Origin of the sequence: Phosphitispora fastidiosa (assembly GCF_019008365.1) — a bacterium.
GTDB lineage: Bacteria > Bacillota > Thermincolia > Thermincolales > UBA2595 > Phosphitispora > Phosphitispora fastidiosa.
This window is the reverse complement of the sequence record NZ_JAHHUL010000004.1, coordinates 36,925-59,507: the sequence shown is the minus strand read 5'-3', so window position 1 is coordinate 59,507 and position 22,583 is coordinate 36,925. Positions and strand designations below refer to the sequence as shown.

The window sequence follows — 22,583 nt, the reverse complement described above, 5'->3', positions numbered from 1 at the left end:
TATATTGTTAGATGACAATTATGAGAATGGTTATCAGCCGTGAGGCTGCTATGGGGGTCATAATGGCAGATATATTAGAATTTATTCAGGGCCTTAATCCGGTGTTTCAGGCGCTGGCTGCAACTTGTTTTACCTGGGCTATGGTAATGCTGGGAGCAGCTGCTGTGTTTGTGGCTAAAGACATCAGTAGAAAGGTACTTGACGGAATGCTGGGATTCGCAGCCGGAGTCATGATTGCGGCCAGCTATTGGTCTCTGCTGGCTCCTGCCATAGAGATGTCACTAGACCTGGAGGTTCCGGACTGGTTCCCTGTTTCGGCAGGCTTTCTTGCCGGAGGGTTATTTCTCCTCGGTATTGACAAGATTCTGCCACACCTGCACCTGGGTATGCCGGTAAACAAAGCTGAAGGAATAAAGACATCATGGCGCCGCAGTACCCTGTTGATTCTTGCTATTACCCTGCACCATATCCCCGAGGGGCTTGCTGTGGGAATCGCATTTGGTTCCGTCAGTTCTGATTTTGGTTCAGCCGGCTTAAGTGGAGCGGTCGCCCTGGCTATTGGCGTGGGGATTCAGAATATCCCGGAAGGCTTGGCAGTCTCCCTGTCGCTGCGCCGGGAAGGGTTATCGCGTTTTAAAAGTTTTGCCTATGGTCAGTTTTCAGGACTTGTTGAGCCTATTGCCGGGGTAATCGGGGCTTTGATTGTATCCGCTTCCCAGGCTGTCATGCCATATGCCCTCGGGTTTGCCGCCGGTGCGATGCTGTTTGTTATAGTTGAGGAAATTATACCTGAGTCCCAAAGAAGCAATAATGCCGATTGGGCAACCATGTGTACTATGGTTGGTTTTGTTGTCATGATGATTCTGGATGTCAGTCTCGGGTAAAGGGGACAGCCATTCTCGTGTTTTCACACAGGGAATGACTGCCCCCTTTATATTAGTTTGGAGTCCGTTATATTAGAATAACTAACAGAGCTCTTAACCCATCATTTTGGTCAGGTCAGCCTTGGCATCACCGGTGGAGAGCTGAAGGTTGAAGTTTTTCACGAGCACATCAACAACGTTCGGGGTAAGGAATTCGGGGGCGCTTGGCCCGACCCACATGTTTTTTACCCCGATGCTGAACAGGCCAAGCAGGATGGCGACTGCCTTCTGCTCAAACCAGGAGAGCACAATTGTCAGAGGCAGATCGTTTACAGTACAGTTAAATGCGTCTGCAAGCGCCTGAGCGATGACAACTGCTGAAACAGAGTTGTTGCACTGGCCGAGGTCTATGAAGCGGGGTATCCCTGTTCCTTCGATGACACCGAAGTCAATATCATTGAACCTGAATTTGCCGCAGGAGGTTGTCAGGATTACACAGTCTTTGGGAACGGCAGATGCCAGTTCGCGATAATATTCACGTCCCTTGGTGGGGGCATCACAGCCTGCAATACAGAAGAACCTCTTGATTTTTCCGGATTTGACCGCATCTATGATAGCCGGCGCCAGGGGCAGTACGTTTTCATGATGGAAACCTGTGGTCAGTGTCTTGTCTGACTGGATATTTGCCGGCGGCAGTGACAGGGCTTTTTCAATAAGTGGTGTAAAGTCGTCATTGACAATTTTTTGGGATTCCTGGACCCCTGTGACTCCATAGGTCCACATCCGGTCAGCATAAGTTTTGTTCCTTACCGGCATGACACAGTTGGTGGTAACCAGCATAACTCCGGGGAAGTCTTCAAAAAGTGTCCGCTGGTCATACCAGGCTTTACCGACATTGCCCTTCAGGTGAGCGTATTTTTTCAGTTCCGGATAACCATGGGCCGGGAGCATTTCTGAGTGGGTATAAATATTTATTCCTTTGCCTTCAGTCTGTTTCAGCAGTTCTTCAAGGGCATAGAGGTTATGGCCTGATACCAGGATTGACCGGCCCTCTACCTTATCCTGGGAGACTGTTACGGGTTTTGGCACACCCAGCCTGGAAACATGGGCTTTGTCCAGCAGCCCCATTACCTTTACGGTTGCTGTACCCACCTTAAGGGCCATTTTTATGGTATCCTCCAGGTTGAAGTTGACATTTGTCAGAGTGGAATACAGCGCCTCTTGTGTAATGGCATCAACCTCAGGGTCACTGGCCCCGAGTTCGCGGGCATGAACTGCATAAGCGGCAACACCTTTCAGCCCGAAAATAATGGTATCCTGCAGGCTGGCGATATCCTCGTTTTTACCGCAGACCCCTACTTGGGTGCAGCCTCCTTTGGGAGTTTGCTGACATTGATAACAAAACATCTTTTGGAACATACTAAATCAATCCCTTTCTTTTTATATTTCGCCGCCGTTCCCGGTCAGCGTTGTTCCTTGTTGATGTGTTAATTATATATGCAGCAGGAGGTTAAAACTGTAATCTATATCACACCTGAGTGTGAAGTTGCTTAAGGCAGCCTGGAATATCAGTCAATGAAGGTATGGATGACACTTAAATCTGCCGGGAGCGGATATAATGTAGGTAAAGGGTTTGGAGTAAAACTAATGGCAGGTGAGATAAGGTGGTTCACACAGATTTTGCCGTATTAAAGGAAAAAGTGAAAGGATACGCCTATTCTATTGGCGCTGCCAAAATTGGTTTTACTGACGCGGAAGCGCTCACAGAACACCTGCCCCTTGTGGTACGGCGCCGGGAGGCAGGCTATAAGCATGGGATAAACGAGGGAGACCCGGCAAAGAGAATTGCCCCTTTACTGCACCTGCCCGGAGCAAGATCAGTTATTTCTGTTGCCGTGGCTTATTTAGGAACAGCGTCTGCCGCTATTTCTCCGCCGGAAGGAGAAGAATTCAGCAGGGGGAGCTTCAGTTTTATTTCCAGGGGCCTGGACTATCACACGGTGGTTTCAGGCAAACTGGAAAAAATCAGGGACTATATCATGCATCTGGTTCCCGCGGGCAGGACAGTTCACATGGTGGATACCGGCGAACTTCTGGAAAAGGCCCTGGCGGTAAAAGCAGGACTGGGATGGTTTGGCAGGAATGCCCTTTTGGTCACTCCGGAATTCGGTTCCTGGGTCTGCTTGGGGGAATTAATCACAGACATTCCGTTCCCGGCGGACCGGCCTCTGAACAACAACTGCGGTTCTTGTACCGCATGTGTTACGGCCTGTCCCACCAACGCTATCAGGGACGGAGAAGATTTGAACCTGGATAGATGCCTGGCTTGTCTTACCCTGGGCAAGTTTATGCCTGACCCCGAAATACGTGAAATCATGGGTACTTCTTTATATGGGTGTGACATCTGCCAGCAGGTCTGTCCATATAACAGGAACGCCCGGATTAACGACTGCGGGTCTGAATTCTTATGCAGTTATGATGATGCTTATCCGGTTCTAAAAGAGGTTTTAAGCTTATCCAAGGCGGCGTTCAGGAAACGCTTCGGGCACATGGCGGGAGCCTGGAGAGGGAGGACCCCTATACAGAGGAATGCGATAATTGCAGCCGGTAACCTGGGTGCCAGGGATACCATCCCGGAGCTTATCGGTATCCTGAAGTCAGATGCCAGGCCAGTATTAAGGGGCTTGGCCGCCTGGGCCCTGAGCAGAATGGATGATCCCGGCGTTTTTCAGGCGCTTGCTGATGCCCTGGAAAAGGAAAAAGACCCTGCAGTCATTGAAGAAATTGTACAGGGTCTTGGGAAGAGACCTTTCTCTGGAGCTTAACCTTTAGCCATTTTCAGGTAGATGTCTTTGCACATGCTGTGGATTTCGTTGATTTTAGTATGCATTTCCTTCATCATTTCATGGTGTTCTTTCATTTCTTCCATCATTTCGCTCATATCCATACCAGGCATCATGCCACCCATACCGCCCATACCAGGCATCATACCACCCATACCGCCCATACCACCCATGCCGGGCACCGGCGGTCCTGCCGGCTGCATAAACGGGCATTGACCGGGGGCGTGCATTCCTCCGCATACCGGGCACATTCCCGAGCATCCCATATTAGCTCTAGAGTACATAACCAAACCTCCTTCTAATGTTAACATAAGCTAAATATCCTTCTACTGTATTGTATTAATAAACAGGGCCTGATTGTGACATGACAGGGTGATATTTTTCTTGAAAATTGTCGACGTTTATGTTAAATTTATTCTGTAAATATAAATGTTATTTACATAGTTTTCCAACCAAAAACATAATAGCTCGTATATCTTTGAGAATATGGCTCAAAAGTTTCTACCGGGCAACCGTAAATTGCCCGACTACGAGTGAAATAATCCTCCCAGGAAATTGGAACGGCATTTTGCCGGAAACAGGCTTAGATGAGGGTTTTCACTCCCGAAAGAGAAAACTGGTCATCTGAGTTTTTTTGTTTGGGTCCTTTTCATATAAAATTTTCCTGGAATGGGCAGTTTTGATATGCCCTGTTTCACCGTATCTGTAGAACAAATTGGAGACGTATTTTTTTTGTTCCCATAAAAGAAACACATAAAAAAAAGGAGGAGTATCATGTACAAAAAGGTTTTAGCCCTTATCACCGTTCTTCTTCTGGCAGTTGCAGTCTTCGCCGGCTGCGGGGGCGGGGCGGACAAGGCTTCTTCCGGGCAGCAGGGGGAGGACAAGGCCACAGAAGCAGAGAAGACAAAAGTAGCTTTTATCTATGTAGGACCTGCAGGGGATGCCGGCTGGTCTTATGCCCATGACCTGGGCAGGAAGTATCTTGAAGAGAATGTGTCCGGTATTGAGGTGACCCCTCCGCTGGAATCAGTTCCTGAGGGCGCTGATGCGGAGCAAGTAATTGAAAACCTGGTTCAGAAGGGGAACAAAATTATTTTTGCGACCAGTTTTGGCTACATGGATGCAATGGAAAAGGTGGCCAAAAGACACCCAGATGTATATTTCCTGCACTGTTCAGGGAATAAAACGCTTGATAATATGGGTACATATTTCGGCCGGATTTACCAGCCCAGGTATCTTTCGGGTATCGTAGCCGGCAAAACAACCAAGAGCAATACTATCGGTTATGTGGCTGCCTTCCCGATTCCGGAGGTTGTCCGTGGCATCAATGCATTTACCCTTGGTGTGCGTTCAGTTAATCCGGATGCCAAGGTCAAAGTTGTCTGGACAAACACCTGGTATGATCCCGCCAAGGAAAAGGATGCCGCCAAGAGCCTTCTGGAGCAGGGCGCTGATGTGGTAGCCCAGCATCAAGATACCCCCGGACCAATGCAGGCAGCTGAAGAGGCCGGGAAATTTGGTGTCAGCTATAATTCCGATATGAGGCAGTTTGCTCCTAAAGCAGTACTCACAGGACCTGTTTGGAATTGGGGCCCTTATTATGCCGAAACCGTACAGGCTATTCTTGATGGAACGTGGAAGAGTGAGCAATACTGGGGACCCATCGGTGACGATATCGTTGATCTGGCTCCCTATGGGGATATGGTTACTGATGATGTAAAGGCTCTTGTAGATGCTAAGAAAAAGGAAATAGTTGATGGAACATGGGACGTATTTACCGGTCCTATCAAAGATAATACCGGAAAAGAGCGTGTTGCCGCAGGCGCAAAACTCACTGACCAGGAAATGCTTAGTCTTGACTGGTTTGTCGAGGGTGTAGACGGAACTGTTACCAAACAGTAGATGACCGGCTGCCGGCCGTAATGGGTCGGCAGCCCTTAATTATCCGGGGGGAATCAACAATGACCACATCTTTAGTTAAAATGGTATCAATCACTAAGAGATTTCCGGGAGTCACTGCCAACAAGGACATAGATTTTGAACTCAGGCCGGGGGAAATTCATGCCCTGCTGGGTGAAAACGGAGCGGGTAAGAGTACCCTGATGAATATTCTTACCGGACTGTATATGCCTGATGAAGGAGAGATTTACCTCAGGGGTGCAAAAGTGAAGTTTAGTTCTCCCCGTGGCGCTATTGAATCCGGAATCGGGATGGTGCACCAGCACTTCCGCCTGGTTTCCACCTTTTCAGTTGCGGAAAATGTTATCATGGGTTCGGGTAACCATGGTTTTTTTATTAATATGAAAAAAGTGGAGGAAAAACTGTCCCGATTTTCAGAAGAGTATGGCATAAATGTAATACCAGGGTCTAAGATATGGCAGTTGTCGGTGGGAGAGCAGCAGAGAGTCGAAATAGTGAAGATGCTTTACAGAGGTACCGATATCATGATTCTTGACGAGCCTACGGCAGTATTAACACCACAGGAATCACGCGAACTGTTTGCTACTCTGCGACGGATGGCTGACATGGGCAAGGGGATTATCATAATTTCCCATAAAATCCAGGAGGTCCTGGAAAATGCTGACCGGATCACTGTATTACGTGATGGAAGGTTTGTGAATACTTTTTCCGGGAAAGACACAGACAGCAGGAAATTAACTATGGCCATGGTGGATCGTGATATAACGTTTGGACAAAACCCTTCCGACAAACCAATGGATGAATTTATCCTCAGCCTGAAAGGGTTAACTGTCCTGGGGGACCGGGGCCAGAAAGCCCTGAAATCACTCAGCCTGAACCTGCGCAAAGGTGAAATCCTGGGTATCGCGGGGGTGGCCGGAAACGGGCAGAAGGAACTGGCAGAGGTCATAGCCGGACTCAGGGAGGTTGCAGCCGGGGACATTGAAGTTCGCGGGGAACGGTTTACCGGACGGTCGGTCCGCTCCATGATTGATGCCGGTATCAGTCTAATCCCTGAGGACAGGCTTGGCACCGGGCTGGTGGGGACTTTGAATGTCCTGGAAAACAGCATCCTGAAAAATTACCGTTCCGGTGAAGTCACCGCAGGATGGTTCATCAACTGGAAAAGAGTTCGCGAATATGCCCATAAGCTGGTGGACAAATTTGATGTCAAAACAACCGGCGTGGAAGCGCCTGTGAGGATGCTTTCCGGGGGGAATCTGCAGAAACTGTTGCTGGCCCGCGAGATAACCAGTGACCCTGATGTCATAGTCGCGGTTTACCCGGTCCGGGGTCTGGATGTGGGGGCAATCGAATTTGTGCGTAATATCCTGCTGCGGCAGAGGGAGTCGGGGAAAGGGATACTCCTGATATCTGAGGAACTTGAGGAACTGTTTATGCTCTCTGACCGGGTTGCAGTAATGCATGAGGGTGAAATCATGGGCATACTGGAAAGAGAGGATTTTGACCTGGAAAGGGTTGGCAGGCTGATGGCCGGCCAAAGGGAGGAGGAAGCGTATGAGCGGGCTGCCAATAGGTAGGGACAGGGTTTTGGTTCTGGAGAAGAGGGGACATTTTTCGCAGAGCGCTGCCCTGTTGGTTCCGGTAATTTCCATTTTAGGCGCTTTGCTCAGTGGAAGCCTGTTCCTGCTGGCTACAGGTTATAATCCTGTTGAAATATATGTGACCATGCTGTCAGGGGCATTTGGCTCTGCATATGGGCTGTCAGAGACGGTTGTCAAGGCAATACCGCTGCTGTTGTGCGGTTTGGCTGTTTCGGTGGCCTTTAGGATGCAGTTATGGAATATCGGGGCTGAAGGCCAGCTTTATATGGGCGCAGTTGCCGCTTCAGGGGTGGCTTTGTTTTATGGGGAGGGCTCACGTATTGGGGTACTGGCTCTTATGTTTCTGGCGGCTGTTGCAGCCGGAGGAATTTGGGGCCTGATACCGGCAATACCCCGGGCGCTTTTTAAGGTTAATGAAACGATTACTACACTGATGCTGAATTATGTGGCTATTCTATTTTCAAATTATCTGGTATATGGTCCGTGGAAGGATCCCAAGGGGATGAATTTTCCCTTGAGTGCTGTTTTTCCTGAGAGCGCTGTCCTGCCATGTTTCGGAGATACCCGGATTCACCTGGGTCTGGTTTTCGGTCTCGTGGCCGCCGTATTACTGTATATCATTCTCTGGCATACCAAGTGGGGATACGAGATCAGGGTTATTGGTGAAAGCCCTGTAGCAGCCCGTTATGCCGGCATGAACACCGCCAGGAATATACTCCTGGTCATGGCGCTCAGCGGTGGATTGGCCGGGTTGGCCGGAATGGCTGAGGTTTCAGGGATTATCCAGCGCCTGCAGCCTAACCTGTCACCTGGATATGGCTATACGGCTATCATTGTAGCCTGGCTGGGGAGGCTTAATCCTTTTGCCATAACCGGTGTTTCATTTCTGCTTGCAGGTCTGCTGGTCGGTGGGTATAATATGCAGATGAGCGGTCTTCCGGCAGCTATTGTTTCTATCCTGCAGGGAGCAATCCTGTTTTTCATCCTGGGGGGCGAAATGCTCACAAAATATCGTATCAGGATAAGGAATCCCCGTGGAATTGAGGTGGTCGAATGAGAGATCCTTTAGTCGTTGTTTTGTTGTCAACTGCAGTTATTGCCGGGACTCCGCTTCTCTTTGCAGCTCTGGGAGAAATCCTCAGCGAACGGGCAGGTGTGCTTAACCTGGGAGTTGAGGGAATGATGCTGGTAGGGGCTGTCTCCGGATATATCGCCACAGTACAGTCAGGAAATCACTGGGTGGGGGTTATTGCGGCGCTGGGCGCCGGTGGGCTGATGGCAGCAATCCATGCCTTTCTATCGGTAACCCTGAGGGCTAACCAGGTTGTCAGCGGGTTGGCGCTGACTATTTTCGGGACAGGATTAAGCGCCTTTCTGGGAAAGGGATATATCGGCCAGCCTGTTCCGGATGTTTTTAAACCCGTGGAAGTCCCTGTGCTTTCCCGGATACCCTATGCAGGGAGAATAATTTTTGAACATGATTCCCTGGTGTACCTAAGTTTCTTACTTGTAATCGTGATATGGATAATCGTTTTCAAGACACGGTGGGGACTGAACCTCAGGGCAGTAGGTGAAAACCCCGCAGCCGCAGATTCTATGGGAATACCTGTGTACCTGACACGTTATCTGTGTGTTATTTCAGGCGGAATGCTGGCCGGACTGGGTGGAGCATACCTGTCCCTGGCTTATGCCCCGACCTGGGCGGAGAATATGACAGCAGGACGAGGCTGGATTGCCGTGGCTCTGGTTATATTTGCGGTTTGGCATCCATGGAAGGCCCTTGTGGGGGCATACATCTTTGGCGGAGTGGATTCCCTGGGATTCCATATTCAGGCTATGGGGGACAAGGCGTTGTTTCTCAAAGATGTTTCCCCGTTCTTCTTGCAGATGCTGCCATATATCCTTACCATTATTGTTCTGATACTTGTTACCAGTGAAACAAAAAAACGCCGGGTCGGGACCCCTGCATCGCTGGGGCTCCCATATGACCGGGAAGAGAGATAGGCGGTTTCTTAAATGGAAATACTCAAAGAAAAAATAAGAGAATATGGGGTTTTGGTTTCTGACAATGTATTGAAAGTTGATTCCTTCCTGAACCACCAGCTAGACCCTGAATTCATAGTTGCTGTAGGGCATGAATTCGCGACGAGGTTTGCCGGCGATGAAGTTACCAAGATACTGACAGTTGAGGCTTCCGGGATTGCAGTAGCTCTGACGACAGCGATGGAAATGAAGGTGCCCTGTGTTTTTGCCAAGAAAAACAAGCCTTCAACACTGCAGGGTGAGGTTTATTCTTCAATTGTCCACTCATTTACCAAAAATGAGACAGTGACCATTAGTGTGGCTGCCAGCTACATAGACTCAAATGATAGGATTTTGATAATTGACGACTTCCTGGCTATGGGCGCCGCGTCAAAAGGCTTGATAGAAATAGTTGGACAGTCCGGGGCTCACCTTGTCGGTGTGGGAGTTGTTATTGAAAAAGGCTTCCAAAAAGGCGGCCGGGAGCTGCGAAAAAGCGGTGTCAGGGTGGAGCCACTTGTGGTTATCAAAAGCCTGGCAGCCGGTAAAGTGGAATTTGAGTAGCGGGATGGATACATTCCTTAGAACGGCTACAACTCCGCCGACATTCTGCTCCCGCACTCTGTGCGGATCGCAGGTCGGCGGACGTCAGACTCGTTCTGCGGAAAGCATCCATCCCGCCCTGCCAAAAGGGATGTAGTATAGAACCGCTTCAAATGGGATTTGAGGGGCAGCCTTATCAAATTTTGCTTTGAATTCAGGGAGTGACAGATGTTTTCCGGAAGGGCGGACTGACATCCGCTGGTCGGCATCAGGTATTAACAAGCTTCAAATGGGATTTGTTGTAAGAGTATGGTTTGATAGGCAGAGATGTGTTCCGGCAGGCGGAGTCTGTCGTCAGCCGGTCCATAACCCGCGTTAGCGGGTTTGGGTAACCGGCTGAGACGTTGCCCGCCGGAGGAACACATCTCTGCCTATATAAACATCTTACAACAACTCCCATTTTTTCCCGCAGAGGAATTTCGCCCTCCGGAGGCGAATATCAGAAAAAACGACAGCTGCGTGGTAACAAACTATTAGGGTCGATTAACCTAAATGAGGTGAAAAATATGTCTTCCAAAATCCTGGTGGTTGACGATGATGCCAATATATGCGAAATACTGAGACTTTACCTGGCCAATGAGGGTTTTGAACTGGTTTTTGCCAGGAATGGCAGTGAGGCTCTTGACAGGTTCAGGGAAGAAAAGCCTGACCTGGTTGTTCTGGATATAATGCTTCCCATTATTAATGGATGGGAAGTGTGCAAAATGATACGGGCTGTGAGCAGTGCGCCCATCCTTATGCTGACTGCCCGGGATACCACCGAGGATAAGGTCAGCGGTTTGGATATAGGTGCTGATGATTATGTTGTCAAACCCTTTGATCCCAAGGAGGTCGTGGCCCGTGTCAGGGCGCTGCTGCGCAGGGCTGTGGACAGCCCGGTTTCCGGTCAGACTGGTTTGGCAGGAGCGGGCTCGAACCAGGCGGCGCCAGGACAGACGGGCTCTGAACTGCCAAGTCAGGAGGTTCTAAGGGTGGGGAATCTGGAGGTTAACCTGTCCTGTTATACAGTTTACTGTGAGGGTACAAAGGTTAATCTCAAGCCGAAAGAAATCCAGCTGCTGGCTTTTCTGCTGGGAAACCCTAATATCGTCTTTACCAGAGAACAGCTTCTGGAAAAGGTTTGGGGTTATGATTATATGGGTGAAACGAGGACGGTTGATGTCCATGTCAAAAGGCTCCGGGAAAAGCTGGCGGCAGGCGGGCCGGAATGGCGTATCAGCACGGTCTGGGGTGTAGGTTACAAACTTGAAATTGATTGACAGGGGTGACTGCAATGAAGGGCGGGGTTTTCCGGAGGCTGTTGGTAACATATATTATAATAATGGTATTAATAATAGGGCTGCTTTCAGTTTTAATGTCACAGTATCTGAAGGTTTATTTCTTTAATAATAAGCAGGAGGAACTCACCAATACCGGCAGACAGGTGGAAACCCAGCTCATCAGATACAGCAGGGGTGATTTAACGAGAGAGGAACTGGAAAAACAGATTAATCTAATCGGTAAGGTGACCAATTCCAGGATTATCATAGTTGGCGGGCGCAGTTCAGCTACTGGCGCCAATACCGGCCTTGACGACGAACTGGAAACTATTCTTAAAAAGGTCTTGGATGGTGAAAAAGTAGTCAGGAGGCAGCAGTATGCCAGTGAATTGAGTACATATGTGGTTGTAGTGGGGATTCCCACCGGGGCTGCAAATACCAAGGGAGCGATTCTGCTTTTTTCGCCGGTTTATGAAGTGGATCAGGCTCTTGGCAGGGTATATGAAATAATTCTGATTACTGCCGGAATGGCCCTTGCTGTCGGGTTGATTCTTGTCTGGGTGACTTCCCGCAGGATTTCCCGGCCGGTAATTGAGCTGAGCCGGATGGCAGAACAGATTGCCCGGGGGGAAACAGTAGCCGATGCCTCTGGAATGGCTGATGATGAGATTGGACACCTTACTCATTCGTTCAATCATATGAAAAACAGGCTCGCCGAAACTGACAGGATGAGGCGGGAGTTTATCGCCGGAGTCTCCCATGAACTGCGGACTCCCCTGACTTCTGTACGTGGTTTTATCCAGGGAATTCTTGATGGGGTGATTTGTACCCAAGACCGGGAAAAGTACCTCAGGATGGCTTTTGATGAGACAAACCGGCTTACCAGACTGACCAATGATCTGCTGGACCTGACCAAAATCGAAGCAGGTGTGATTAAGCTGAATAAACAGAAGATCGAGCTTCTTGAGCTAATAAATGACAGTATCCTCACTGTGTGCCGCTCTTCAGGTAAGGATATCCTTGCCTCTGGCGTAACTGTTACCCCGGAAAAACTGTCCCTTCAGGCTGACCCTGACAGATTAAAACAGGTGCTTATCAATCTCCTCAGCAATGCGTGCAGGTATACCCCTGATGGCGGCAGGATTGAGGTTTCGGCAGAGCTTACCGGCAGTGTGGTGAAAATACTGGTAAAGGATAATGGAATCGGAATCCCTGCCGCTGAATTGCCATTTATATTTGAAAAATTTTATCGGGTCGACAAGTCGCGGGACTCCTCAGCAGGTGGCTCAGGATTGGGATTAAGTATAGTAAAAGACCTCGTGGAGCTTCATGGAGGAAGTATCACAGCTCGGAGCGCTGCAGGGCAGGGGACAGTTTTTAAGATAATGCTGCCACGGGGAGAGTTTCCGGATTCATTTTAAGCATTATTAACAAACTGTTTACAATTCTTTCATTCCTGTGTAAAAAATCCTGTGTAAAATATACTTATAAGCAGGGACACCCGCACAGGAGGGGGGTATATTTAGGGGGGTGGGTAACTTTGAAAAAACTGATAGTGTGTGTTTTACTTTCAGTTTTCCTTGCGACCGCAGGGTGTGGGCAGGGCGACCCACAAAATAAGACAGATAAAACGGTTGAAGGCGGGACTAATACACAACAGAGAGATAGAGAGAAAGAACCTGGGAACGCGGGTCTTAGCGCGGAACCCGGAAATACCGGAATGCAGGGAAAGACGCCTCAAGTTCAGACGGACAAGGTGACGGTCGAAATGGTACAGCCGACAGATAATAGCAAGACGGCTGAGTCCGGTGAGGACTTGGTAATAAAAAGCGACAACCGTGTTTCGGCAGGTTCAGGCCAAGCCTTAGTCAGTGAGATGGATAAAGAGATTAACAGCCTGGTAAAGTCACTGGAGAACCTGGATACAATTTCAGACAGTGACCTGGAAGTTGAGTAAAGGGGGCCTGGAAAATGAAAAAGATCCTTGCTGCATTCCTGGCATTGCTGATGCTTGCATTTGGAACCATAGCATATGCTGCTCCGGGTAACGGACAGTCCGGCATGGGTAACGGGCACAGTGAAGAAAAGAAGGATTCCGGCAGTAATCAGCAGCAGCACCGGAATAGGATGAGAGAAACGGCGCAGCTAGCAAAATCAACCAATTCCGAACTGACTGAGCTGAGGGACGAAGTCCGTGACAAGCTGCGTCAGGTCAAGGATGAGATAAAGAAGCTGAGACAAGACACGGATTCCCTTACCGAAGAAGAGATTATAGAAATCAGGGAAAGGTTGGAGCTGCTCAGGGATGACAGGACCCAACTGACCGGGACACATGGATTAATTAGTGCAGAAACCCTGAAGTTGAGACTGCATAAGCGAACTAAGGATTTCGCCGGCGCTGCCCAGTGCTTTGAAAAAATTTGTGAGGTACAGGAAGAACGCATCGAGGCTTTAAGAGAGTTAAGCTCTGACCTTGATGAACTTTTGGATTTGCTGTAAACAAACATTTTATACAATATTTTGAGCGAAGCGGAGTTGTATGATGGGGCTGTCCCGATGAGTAAGGGGGCAGCCTTTAATTATTGCTGTGAATACAAAAGCATGGCAGAATATGAAAAAAAGTCTTATTTATGGACAGCCGGAAATCACGGCTAACGGATAAAATGCCGGGATGAGGAAAAGATATTCCATATAATATGGTTTCCACAGGAGTGGTTATGTTGGCTGAAAATGTTATTGAGAGTAATCAAAAGAAGTTTGAAGATGATATCATAATGAGTGAAATGCCGGTTATTATTGATTTTTATTCCGATGACTGCCCACCCTGTGAAGCCCTGTCACCAGTTTTTGATAAACTGGCGGAGAAGTACGCAAAGCACATGAAGTTTGTAAAGATACTCCGCCAGCAGAACCGGGAGTTGGCAGACCGGCTGGGGGTAAAAAGCAGTCCGACGGTAATGTTCTACAGGAATGGTGAAGAGGTATGCCAGAGGCTGACAGGGTACATAACAAACCCGGAACTTAGAAGATATATTGAGAATGTTTTGGGTGACGACTGTCCCCAACCGGAACGCCGGAGCTATGAGTGTGATGTGCTTGTGCTGGGAGCCGGGCCGGCGGGGTTGACAGCAGCCATTTATCTGGCGCGGGCGAAGAAGAAGACTGTTTTAATTGACGAAGGGCTTCCGGGTGGGCAGGCAGCCACAACTTTTCATATCTCAAATTATCCCGGCACTAACGGGACTGTCAGGGGGGCGGACCTGATGCGGAATATGACGGACCAGGCAATGTCTTTTGGAGCAGCTATAGATTCTCTTCAGGAAGTTCTGGAGATTGACCTCAGCAAAGACACGAAGTGTGTGAAAACAGGAGACACCGATTATTACGCCAGGTGTGTGATTATTGCTACAGGGGCTGAACCGCGAAAACTGCTCGCTGAAGGGGAACGCGAATACCGCGGTCGGGGGGTGCATTATTGTGCTGCCTGTGACGGCGCTCTGTACCAGGATCGCAGGCTGATTGTGGTGGGGGGAGGTAATTCGGCTGTAGAGGAAGCCGTTTTCCTTACTAAGTATGCCTCACATATCACTGTTGTACACCAACTTGACCATTTTCAGGCTTCCGGGGTTGCCCAGGATGAACTCCTGAAGAATTCCGGGATTGATGTTATCTGGGAATCAGAAGTTAGAAAAATCCAGGGAGACAGCGTTGTCAACAGCGTACTTATAGAAAACTTGAAAACAAAGGAAACCTCGACTGTTCCGGCTGACGGGATCTTTGTTTATATTGGTTTGCAGCCCAGATCTGAAACCTTTAAAGAATTAGTAAGGTTAAATGAATGGGGATATGTCATCACAAATGAAGATTTAAGTACAGATGTCCGGGGAGTTTATGCGGCCGGCGATATCAGGGATAAAAAAATCCGGCAGGTGGCGACCGCTGTCGGCGATGGGGCGATAGCCGGGATGATGGCAGAAAAATATCTTGCTGAAATAAATGTAAAACCTCCAGACTGAAATTGACAGCATGGAGGTTTTGTTTTAAAATGATAACGTTACCCCTTAGGGGTATTAAATTAAAATTGTGTTTTGCGGGCAATAATGGGGGATAAAAAATGAATTCGCCAAAGATTCAATATAGTACTGTTTCTGTACTGTCAATTGCACATCTGATAAATGATATTTACTCCAACTTTTTGCCGCAGCTACTGCCGTTTTTAATAGCGGTGACCGGGTTCGGCTATGCCAAAGCAACTTTTCTGGTTTCTGTTTTCACCCTGTCATCTTCAATTGTCCAGCCAGTGTTGGGATATTTTATTGATCGTCAGGGAAAGAGCTGGCTGCTCTATGTGGGTACTTTGTGGATGACGGTGTTTCTTAGTCTGATAGGTCTAACCACGAATTACTGGATTCTGGTACTGTTATCAGCCTTGGCTGGTTTGGGGACCGCAACTTTCCATCCCCAGGCGACAGCGCTGCTGGGTGAAGTCAGCGGCAGCCGGAAAGGTTTTATGATGAGCACCTTTATGGCGATGGGGAATACAGGTTTTGCACTCAGTCCGGTTGTTTTCATACCTCTTCTTGCCCGAACCGGGCTTAATGGTACTATGTACCTATTGATTCCCGGAATTCTGGTATCCCTGTTTCTCATTAGGTTTGCCAAGGTGCCCCAGAAGGAGAAAAGGTCCCATGGCAAGGCATCCAGAGCTTCTTTCAGGGACCTGCTGGGATCTGCCTGGGAAATCACTAAAATTGTGATAGTGATTGTTATCAGATCAACCGTTTATATGGGCTTGATTGTTCTCCTCCCCAACTTCTTCAAAACCCAGGCACTTTCCAGTATTGCCTCAGGACACTTGGTCTCAATAATGCTGTTTGCGGGCGCTGCCGGCGGTCTGGCAGGGGGCTGGATTTCGGACCGGTTAGGCCGGAAGGGTGTTACGGTCCTGTCGCTGCTACTGGCTACTCCGGCATTTTTTGGATTTTTCTATACACAGGGGATTATTAGTACAGTGCTTCTGGGAGTGGCCGGGGCTCTGTTGATGGGTTCGTTTTCGGTAACGGTGGTGGCTGCTCAGGAGGTTCTTCCGGCAAGCCGTGGTTTGGCATCAGGGATTACTATAGGGCTTTCTATGGGGCTGGCCGGACTTGCCGTCACCCCAATAGCCTGGGTGGCTGACGTTTATGGCCTGGTAACAGCTCTTAGGCTGCTCTTTATGCTGCCTGTGGCAGCCGGATTGTTTGGGCTGCTGCTTAGAGATAACAGGAACCTGTCACAGGCTAGCGGAGTCGCTTCCTGAGGTGAGCCCTTGTTTTACCGGCTGTTGTTGTCAGTAAACAGAAAAACCAGCAGGCCATATCGAAAAAGGTGGGAACCAATAAATGCCGGTATCCTGCCTTTTCTGCTTAATGGGTCGATAATTTTTGCCAGAAAGCTGCCTCTGGGGCACCCTGATATCAGGAAGCCCAGGAGAATTATCCAAAGCCAGTCAGTTGTCGTAAAGCTGTGGTTAGTTTCGTTCACCCAAATCCCTCCATTGAATCTATTTTTCGTGTAACTTATTTGGGTTATTCAAAAACCTGATGGCACAATTTAACATGTACAGGATTTGGTGAATGTGTCCCGCCTGGTTATAGTAATGCTGCATTTGGTTTAAATTATAACCGGACGGAAATGTGCAGGGGTCGGTGAAAAACATGGCAGTGAAAAACAAGGTTTTGGTTCTGGGGGTTGGGAACTCTATATTGAGTGATGAAGGTCTGGGGGTCCATCTGGTCAAGAGGCTGCAAGAGGAGGAATTTCCGGATAATGTGGAGATGCTGGAGGGCGGGACCCAGGGTCTGGAACTGCTTGCATATATTGATGATGTGGCCAAGCTTATTATTATTGACTGTGTGAAGGCTGGAGCGGAGCCGGGTAGTATTTTCAGGTTTGAGCCGGATAAAGTTAACGTTATTCCCAGGGAATTCAAAATCTCATATCATGACCTGGGAATTTATGATTTTCTCCAGCAGGCCAGATTGCTGGAATCTCTTCCGCCAACTATTATTTTCGGTGTGGAACCAAAGGAAATTGACTGGGGCGAAGAATTGTCAACACCTGTAGCGGCAGCAATGGGTAAACTGAAGGCTCTGGTAACTGATGAAATCATTATGAGCCTGAGACATCTGGAACCGTAGTCACATAATAATCATAAAGAAAGAAGTGGCTGCAGTAGCGGGACTAACAAACAAAACCCGGAATGCTTTCCGGGTTTTTCAGTTGAGCCTATATTATGCCTGGCTCTCGGCCGGGCATGTTTTTCTTTGGCTGGCTTTTTTCAGCTTAAGTTTTCGGAGCATATGTGGGTTTTTGATTGAACAGGTGCGAGCGAGAAAGCCTTGCAGGTTCATAATCCTGACCAGTCTGATCTTTTTGCCACCAAAAAATCTGCCGGCATTTTTGTAAATGAACAGAAAGATAAAGTAAGATGCTGTTGCTGCCAATAAGGCATTAATAACGCTCCCCAATAAATAAGCTGGACCTGCATGGGAAAAGAAATCAACTACCTTATCCCAGAAAGTCAGGTCATATTCAAAATCCTGGGGAGGGGCTTCAGCGGAGGTGATAAAAATAGCTCCGGTCTTATAATTAAGGAGGTAAAGCAGGGGAGAAACGTAAGTCAGCAGCAGTGCCGGCAAGGTTGTGGCGATGATATTAAATTTTAAGAGCTTTGCCAGAATCAGCCCAAGTGGCAGGTTTAGTCCGGGTAGAGGTAAAAGCGCCAAGGCAAAACCCAGAGCGATACTTTTTGCCAGCTTGTGAGGATTATCTTTAATATTAACCAATTTTGTCAGCTTAGTTTTTATTTTAGTATAGATTTGCTACCTCTCCTTTGTCGAACAAATTGCGTGTTATTCTAATATTATTCTGCTTCACGCTTATATTATATCTCACCCCGATACTCGATGTACAGGTTTAGTTATAAAAAGAGGCTTTAGGTCTGTAACATTAATTAAAAAATATGTTTATAAAAAAGGAAAAAAACAAATCATACCGAAATAACTTAGTATTATTGAAAGGAGGGATATTGTTTTGAGAAAGATTCTGGTTCTTTGTTTGGGGATGCTCGTGCTTTTGGCTGCGGGATGTGGCGGTAACAAGAACGCATTTTCCCCGGATTCCCCCGAGGGGGTGGCGCAGGCTTATTATCAGGCCCTTCAGGATGGCAAGCCTGATGCGGCCTATGGATACCTCAAGGACTGGTCCATGAGTAAAGAGGAGTATGTAAACGAGAAGAAAAGTAATGGCATGATGTTTAAAAGCTTTGCTGTGCAAAAGGGTGAAGTTGTGGGTAAAGCTGCCAATGTTCCGGTTAAATTTGAAACGGGCATTACCAGCATGCCTGAGATTAACATGATGATTACGATGGAGAAAGACGAGAATAATTGGAAAATTACCAGCCTGGGCATGGAAGGCGTAGACAGTCATGGAGCCGAGGGCTCTGCTTCCGGAATGCCCCCTGCAGGAGGGATGCCCCCTACGGGAGGGATGCCCCCTGCTGGTGGAATGGGCGGAGTAAATGGCGCAGTTTACGGATCACCCAATCCACATAGCCCTGGTGGAAGTATTCCGCTAGACCAGTAGAATTACATAAAGAGCGCCCTTGGGGGCGCTTTTGTGTTTAAAATTGGCTGTTGAAGTACAATTTAGCTGTTTAAATACAAAAATTGGAGTGGTGGATTTTGCATAACGACAAATCTGCGGTCAGGGCACAAATCTGGACCAAGCCCTTTATCCTGGTAATTTTAGTTCAATTTCTTATGTTTACTTCAATGTATATCCTGCTGCCAACCCTGCCGGTTTATGCCAAATCTATAGGGGGCAGTGAAACTGTTGCCGGGCTGATTGTGGGTCTGTTCACCTTTGCCGCTGTCCTGGTGCGGCCGTTTTCCGGCAATCTCCTGGACAGCAAGGGAAGAAAGGCGGTCCTGATTTCCGGTATCATCATTTTTCTTATTTCGGCTGCCAGCTACACCTGGGCTTATCTGGTATGGGTGCTCCTTGCCCTGAGGATGGTGCACGGGCTGGGCTGGGGGGCAACCACAACTGCTGCCGGAACAGTGGCGTCTGATGTTATTCCGGCTGTCAGGCGTGGCGAAGGAATGGGGTATTACGGGATTTCTTCAACTATAGCTATGTCAGTTGGCCCGGCATTGGGGCTGGGAATCATCGCCCACTACTCTTTTCAGCGGCTGTTTTTCATTTCTGTGCTCTTTGCCGCTGCTGGACTGGTAATCGCCCTTTTTATCAATTATGAAGGTATGAACGGTAAAACGAGTGATAGCAGCACCCAAAAGACCGGTGGGATGAAACCAAAAGGTGTGATTATTGAAAAGAGTGCCATTGCCCCTTCACTGGTCCTGTTTTTTACTGCTTTGAGTTATGGGGGAATTGTGACTTTTCTGAAGCCCTATGCAGATTTCAGAGGAATTGAAAACATTGGTCCTTTCTTTACGGTATATGCCTTGGTACTACTTTTCGGCAGGCCTGTAATGGGAAAAATGGCTGACAAGTACGGAGCGGGGCTGCTTCTGGTTCCGGGAACACTGGCTATTGCGGCAGCATTGTTAACACTTATGCAGGCATCCACGATGGCAGTTTTTTTACTGGCGGCTGTCCTCTATGGCCTGGGTTTTGGCGCGGTTCAGCCTGTACTGAATGCCCTGGTAATTTCTCTGGCGCCCCCGGAACGAAGGGGAGCAGCCAATGCTACTTTTTTTTCAGCTATGGACCTGGGAATCGGCCTGGGAGCTGTTATTCTGGGGGCTATTTCGGAGTGGGCCGGTTACTCGCTGATGTACGGGATTTCCACATTGTTTGCCTTACTGGCCCTGGTAATTTATTTTGTAGTTCTCAGGCCCAGGCTGGCTGTAGTCAAGACAAGAGGGGAAAACAGGTAAATTTTCCACAAAGATTCCTGAAAAAACTGCAAAAAGCTTTTGACAAGACACGGGTTTCTTGTTAAAATAATAAATGCGTTAATGAAACAAGTTAATATGTGGGGGCATAGCTCAGCTGGGAGAGCGCTTGAATGGCATTCAAGAGGTCAGCGGTTCGATCCCGCTTGTCTCCACCAAAGAAAACAAACCTTGTAATCTACGTGATTATAGGGTTTTTTGCTGTATAGGAGTATATGGATTTTTCATTTCGTGGTAAACATTAGCACAATGGCTCTTGGTGCTTATACCAATTTCAGGGGTCTTGGCCTTTAATCAAATCTTCTAAAATATAATCTTAGCCGTTTTATTAAAAAATTATGGTATAATTATCATATCAAAAATAAATGGTAATACTTAAGACAAGGGATATGCTGAAAATAAATGGAGGTGCTGATATGGAAAAACGAATACAGGATGAACTGGAAATTCTCAAACGTATCATAGTGGATACGGTTCCTGTGGAACAGATATTCCTGTTCGGCTCCTATGCTTATGGTACGCCGCATGATGATTCAGACCTGGATATTTATGTGGTAATGGCGGAGAATGCTGATATTAGAGAAATTGATGCTATGAGATTAATTCACAAAGCAATTCGGGATAAAAAAACAATGCCTGTGGATGTTGTGGTCAGCAAAAAGAATAAGTTTAACCAGCGCAAATCCACCCCTACTATTGAAAGGCAGATTGTACAGGAGGGGATGGTGCTGTATGGATAACCAAATACGGGCACAGGAATGGCGAAGGCTTGCGGAACAGGATTTAAACAGTGCCGGGTATTTACTTAATATGTGTCCTGTTCCTTTGGAAATCGTCTGCTATCTCTGCCAGCAATCTGCTGAAAAATATCTTAAGGCTTATCTTGTTTTGAATGGTTTAAACCCTCCCAAGATACATGATTTAAATGAATTGTGCAAGCTCTGTTCGAAATTGTCCGATATCTTTAAGTATATAGCTGACCAATGTTCCGACCTGACAGCTTATGGTGTTCAGCCAAGGTATCCAATGGAGCTGATGCTAGAGGAACAGGATATGAGACAGGCACTGAACAGTGCAAAAGCGATTCGAGATTTTGTTTTCGTACTTGCGCCAGAGATGGTAGCGAAGGAATAGGAGCACCCATTGGCCTAAATGTGTTGTTTGGGGTGCATTTCCGGCTAAAGCGAGAGAGCGTTTGAATGGCATTCAAGAGGTCAGCGGTTCGATCCCGCTTGTCTCCACCAAAATGATTATTAGAGCGGCAAGAGTTTTGAGACTCTTGCCGTTTTTTCTTTTTCTGTGAAAACTTCATTAGTTCACATTTTGTTCACATAATGGGTTTTACCCGAACAAATGGTTATTCATTCTTTCTGATTCAGCAGTTTCAATTTTAGTCGGAAGATAATGGTGGTATTTTTTAAAGGTAAATTCGGGTGTTTTATGACCCACAAGGTAACTCACCTTCCGCAAATCCTCACCTTTACGGATTAATGTTGTTACGAAGGTGTGGCGTAAAGCATGGAAGTGGGTATTGATGGGGAGACCTGCTTTTTCTAGGGCAGACTTAAAGTATCTGTTTCGAACATTACTCTGATTCAGAGCCTTCCCTAAGTTATTGGCGAAAACCAAGTTATTGTCTTCCCATAAGGAACCTGCAAGCAATTTTTCTTTTGCCTGTATTGTTTTTTGGGCCTTCAGGCCTTTATACACTGCGGGAAACATAGGGATGGTTCTCTTAGAACATTCTCTTTTGCCATCGGTCTCGAATAACTCATTTTCTTCATCGTCATCCCTAAGGTTTAATATGACGATAGATCTTTCTTCAAAACTAATCTGTGACCAGGTTAGATTCAGGAGTTCCTGGAATCTTACCCCTGTCCCCAGTGCAACGATGAACAGGTTTTCAAACCTATTGTCTTTGATGGCTTCTAAGAAACGGTTACGCTCTTCGTCTAACAGAGGCTTGACCTCACGCTGGCGAAGCCTTGGCTGCTTAACCTTAAGAATTGGATTATTACTTATCAGATTTATATCGACAGCCTCATCCAATGCCTTTCTGAACAGCCAGTATATATATCGCCTGGTTCTTGACGAAAGCCCTTTGCCACCCTTGTTTTTTCTTTTACCTAAATAGGTGAACAGGGTATTGATGTGATAGGCCTGCAGGTCTGACAGTTTCATGGCTCCAAGTTCATTTATGACGTGGTTTGTTATAAGTGATTGTGCAGTCTTATGTGTCTTGGCTACCGGATAGTTGACTTCATATTTATCCAGCCAGTTAAGCATATATTGTTCTATTGTTATTGATGAAGGAACCACAAAATTCCCGTTGTCGACTTCCTGTAACTTCTCACGCAACTTCCTTTCGGCATCTTTTTTTGTGCCTTTTACTGTTAATGCTTTCTGGCGGCGTTTGCCCGTCTGGGGATCTCTGGGAAGTTCGTAACGGATAAGCCAGCGGTTTGCTCCTCTTGGGATAATATTATTTTTACCTTTTCCCGGCACA

23 protein-coding genes, 1 tRNA gene and 1 riboswitch are annotated in these 22,583 nt (G+C 47.6%); of the genes, 19 read left to right on the top strand and 5 right to left on the bottom strand.

Features of this window, described 5'->3' with window-relative positions; all coding sequences use genetic code 11:
* Positions 1–62: 62 nt before the first annotated feature.
* On the top strand, positions 63–884 hold the full coding sequence (locus tag Ga0451573_RS05620) for a ZIP family metal transporter (protein WP_231682911.1): 822 nt from the start codon (positions 63–65) through the stop codon (positions 882–884).
* A gap of 93 nt (positions 885–977) precedes the next feature.
* Here Ga0451573_RS05620 and hcp read toward each other — a convergent pair whose 3' ends face one another.
* The gene (gene hcp / locus Ga0451573_RS05615) at positions 978–2,270 is read right to left on the bottom strand and encodes a hydroxylamine reductase (RefSeq protein ID WP_231683098.1); all 1,293 of its coding nucleotides are present in this window, start codon (positions 2,268–2,270) and stop codon (positions 978–980) included.
* A gap of 257 nt (positions 2,271–2,527) precedes the next feature.
* Here hcp and queG point away from each other — a divergent pair, with 257 nt between their 5' ends.
* A complete protein-coding gene (gene queG / locus Ga0451573_RS05610; RefSeq protein WP_231682910.1) occupies positions 2,528–3,688 on the top strand; it encodes a tRNA epoxyqueuosine(34) reductase QueG in 1,161 nt (386 codons plus the stop codon).
* Here queG and Ga0451573_RS05605 read toward each other — a convergent pair.
* On the bottom strand, positions 3,685–3,990 hold the full coding sequence (locus Ga0451573_RS05605) for a hypothetical protein (protein ID WP_231682909.1): 306 nt from the start codon (positions 3,988–3,990) through the stop codon (positions 3,685–3,687). The two genes, queG and Ga0451573_RS05605, sit on opposite strands and share 4 nt — an antisense overlap.
* 164 nt (positions 3,991–4,154) lie before the next feature.
* A riboswitch (purine riboswitch) is annotated at positions 4,155–4,256 on the top strand.
* A 224-nt stretch (positions 4,257–4,480) separates the two neighbouring features.
* On the opposite strand from Ga0451573_RS05605, the gene Ga0451573_RS05600 reads away from it, so the two are divergent.
* From Ga0451573_RS05600 to Ga0451573_RS05550, 11 genes are all read left to right on the top strand, one after another.
* A complete protein-coding gene (locus Ga0451573_RS05600) occupies positions 4,481–5,611 on the top strand; it encodes a BMP family ABC transporter substrate-binding protein (RefSeq protein WP_231682908.1) in 1,131 nt (376 codons plus the stop codon).
* 59 nt (positions 5,612–5,670) lie between these two features.
* Positions 5,671–7,209: an ABC transporter ATP-binding protein gene (locus Ga0451573_RS05595; protein ID WP_231682907.1), complete on the top strand. Its 1,539-nt coding sequence runs from the start codon at positions 5,671–5,673 to the stop codon at positions 7,207–7,209.
* On the top strand, positions 7,187–8,290 hold the full coding sequence (locus tag Ga0451573_RS05590) for an ABC transporter permease (RefSeq protein WP_231682906.1): 1,104 nt from the start codon (positions 7,187–7,189) through the stop codon (positions 8,288–8,290). The genes Ga0451573_RS05595 and Ga0451573_RS05590 overlap by 23 nt, the downstream gene beginning before the upstream one ends.
* Positions 8,287–9,237 carry an ABC transporter permease gene (locus Ga0451573_RS05585; protein ID WP_231682905.1) on the top strand — a complete coding sequence of 317 codons (951 nt, stop codon included), beginning with the start codon at positions 8,287–8,289 and terminating at the stop codon, positions 9,235–9,237. The genes Ga0451573_RS05590 and Ga0451573_RS05585 overlap by 4 nt, the downstream gene beginning before the upstream one ends.
* A gap of 12 nt (positions 9,238–9,249) precedes the next feature.
* On the top strand, positions 9,250–9,819 hold the full coding sequence (locus Ga0451573_RS05580; RefSeq protein WP_231682904.1) for a xanthine phosphoribosyltransferase: 570 nt from the start codon (positions 9,250–9,252) through the stop codon (positions 9,817–9,819).
* A 545-nt stretch (positions 9,820–10,364) separates the two neighbouring features.
* Positions 10,365–11,117 carry a response regulator gene (locus Ga0451573_RS05575; RefSeq protein ID WP_231682903.1) on the top strand — a complete coding sequence of 251 codons (753 nt, stop codon included), beginning with the start codon at positions 10,365–10,367 and terminating at the stop codon, positions 11,115–11,117.
* A 14-nt stretch (positions 11,118–11,131) separates the two neighbouring features.
* Complete coding sequence (locus tag Ga0451573_RS05570) at positions 11,132–12,538, top strand: sensor histidine kinase (protein WP_231682902.1); 1,407 nt, start codon at positions 11,132–11,134, stop codon at positions 12,536–12,538.
* A 119-nt stretch (positions 12,539–12,657) separates the two neighbouring features.
* Positions 12,658–13,074, top strand: a complete 417-nt coding sequence (locus tag Ga0451573_RS05565; RefSeq protein WP_231682901.1) for a hypothetical protein — start codon at positions 12,658–12,660, stop codon at positions 13,072–13,074.
* A gap of 14 nt (positions 13,075–13,088) precedes the next feature.
* Positions 13,089–13,616, top strand: coding sequence for a hypothetical protein (locus tag Ga0451573_RS05560; RefSeq protein WP_231682900.1), 528 nt, complete (start codon positions 13,089–13,091; stop codon positions 13,614–13,616).
* A 218-nt stretch (positions 13,617–13,834) separates the two neighbouring features.
* Complete coding sequence (gene trxB / locus Ga0451573_RS05555) at positions 13,835–15,133, top strand: thioredoxin-disulfide reductase (protein ID WP_231682899.1); 1,299 nt, start codon at positions 13,835–13,837, stop codon at positions 15,131–15,133.
* 98 nt (positions 15,134–15,231) lie between these two features.
* Complete coding sequence (locus tag Ga0451573_RS05550) at positions 15,232–16,416, top strand: MFS transporter (RefSeq protein WP_231682898.1); 1,185 nt, start codon at positions 15,232–15,234, stop codon at positions 16,414–16,416.
* Positions 16,417–16,430: 14 nt separating this feature from the next.
* Here the strand turns inward: Ga0451573_RS05550 and Ga0451573_RS05545 are convergent, their stop codons facing one another.
* Positions 16,431–16,640 carry a hypothetical protein gene (locus Ga0451573_RS05545; protein WP_231682897.1) on the bottom strand — a complete coding sequence of 70 codons (210 nt, stop codon included), beginning with the start codon at positions 16,638–16,640 and terminating at the stop codon, positions 16,431–16,433.
* A 173-nt stretch (positions 16,641–16,813) separates the two neighbouring features.
* Between Ga0451573_RS05545 and Ga0451573_RS05540 the strand changes: the two genes are divergently transcribed.
* Positions 16,814–17,296 carry a HyaD/HybD family hydrogenase maturation endopeptidase gene (locus Ga0451573_RS05540; RefSeq protein ID WP_231682896.1) on the top strand — a complete coding sequence of 161 codons (483 nt, stop codon included), beginning with the start codon at positions 16,814–16,816 and terminating at the stop codon, positions 17,294–17,296.
* 93 nt (positions 17,297–17,389) lie between these two features.
* Here Ga0451573_RS05540 and Ga0451573_RS05535 read toward each other — a convergent pair whose 3' ends face one another.
* Positions 17,390–17,953, bottom strand: a complete 564-nt coding sequence (locus Ga0451573_RS05535) for a DUF2062 domain-containing protein (RefSeq protein WP_269438136.1) — start codon at positions 17,951–17,953, stop codon at positions 17,390–17,392.
* A gap of 238 nt (positions 17,954–18,191) precedes the next feature.
* Between Ga0451573_RS05535 and Ga0451573_RS05530 the strand changes: the two genes are divergently transcribed.
* The 5 genes from Ga0451573_RS05530 to Ga0451573_RS05510 all read left to right on the top strand — a co-directional run bounded on the left by Ga0451573_RS05530 (position 18,192) and on the right by Ga0451573_RS05510 (position 21,211).
* The gene (locus tag Ga0451573_RS05530) at positions 18,192–18,743 is read left to right on the top strand and encodes a nuclear transport factor 2 family protein (protein WP_231682894.1); all 552 of its coding nucleotides are present in this window, start codon (positions 18,192–18,194) and stop codon (positions 18,741–18,743) included.
* Positions 18,744–18,841: 98 nt separating this feature from the next.
* Positions 18,842–20,059: an MFS transporter gene (locus Ga0451573_RS05525; RefSeq protein ID WP_231682893.1), complete on the top strand. Its 1,218-nt coding sequence runs from the start codon at positions 18,842–18,844 to the stop codon at positions 20,057–20,059.
* Between the two features lie 100 nt (positions 20,060–20,159).
* A tRNA-Ala gene (locus Ga0451573_RS05520) sits at positions 20,160–20,235 on the top strand.
* Positions 20,236–20,493: 258 nt separating this feature from the next.
* Complete coding sequence (locus Ga0451573_RS05515; RefSeq protein WP_231682892.1) at positions 20,494–20,817, top strand: nucleotidyltransferase domain-containing protein; 324 nt, start codon at positions 20,494–20,496, stop codon at positions 20,815–20,817.
* Positions 20,810–21,211, top strand: a complete 402-nt coding sequence (locus Ga0451573_RS05510) for a HEPN domain-containing protein (RefSeq protein WP_231682891.1) — start codon at positions 20,810–20,812, stop codon at positions 21,209–21,211. The genes Ga0451573_RS05515 and Ga0451573_RS05510 overlap by 8 nt, the downstream gene beginning before the upstream one ends.
* A gap of 207 nt (positions 21,212–21,418) precedes the next feature.
* On the opposite strand, the gene Ga0451573_RS05505 is transcribed toward Ga0451573_RS05510, so the two are convergent.
* Complete coding sequence (locus Ga0451573_RS05505; RefSeq protein WP_231682890.1) at positions 21,419–22,582, bottom strand: site-specific integrase; 1,164 nt, start codon at positions 22,580–22,582, stop codon at positions 21,419–21,421.
* Position 22,583: the final 1 nt, after the last annotated feature.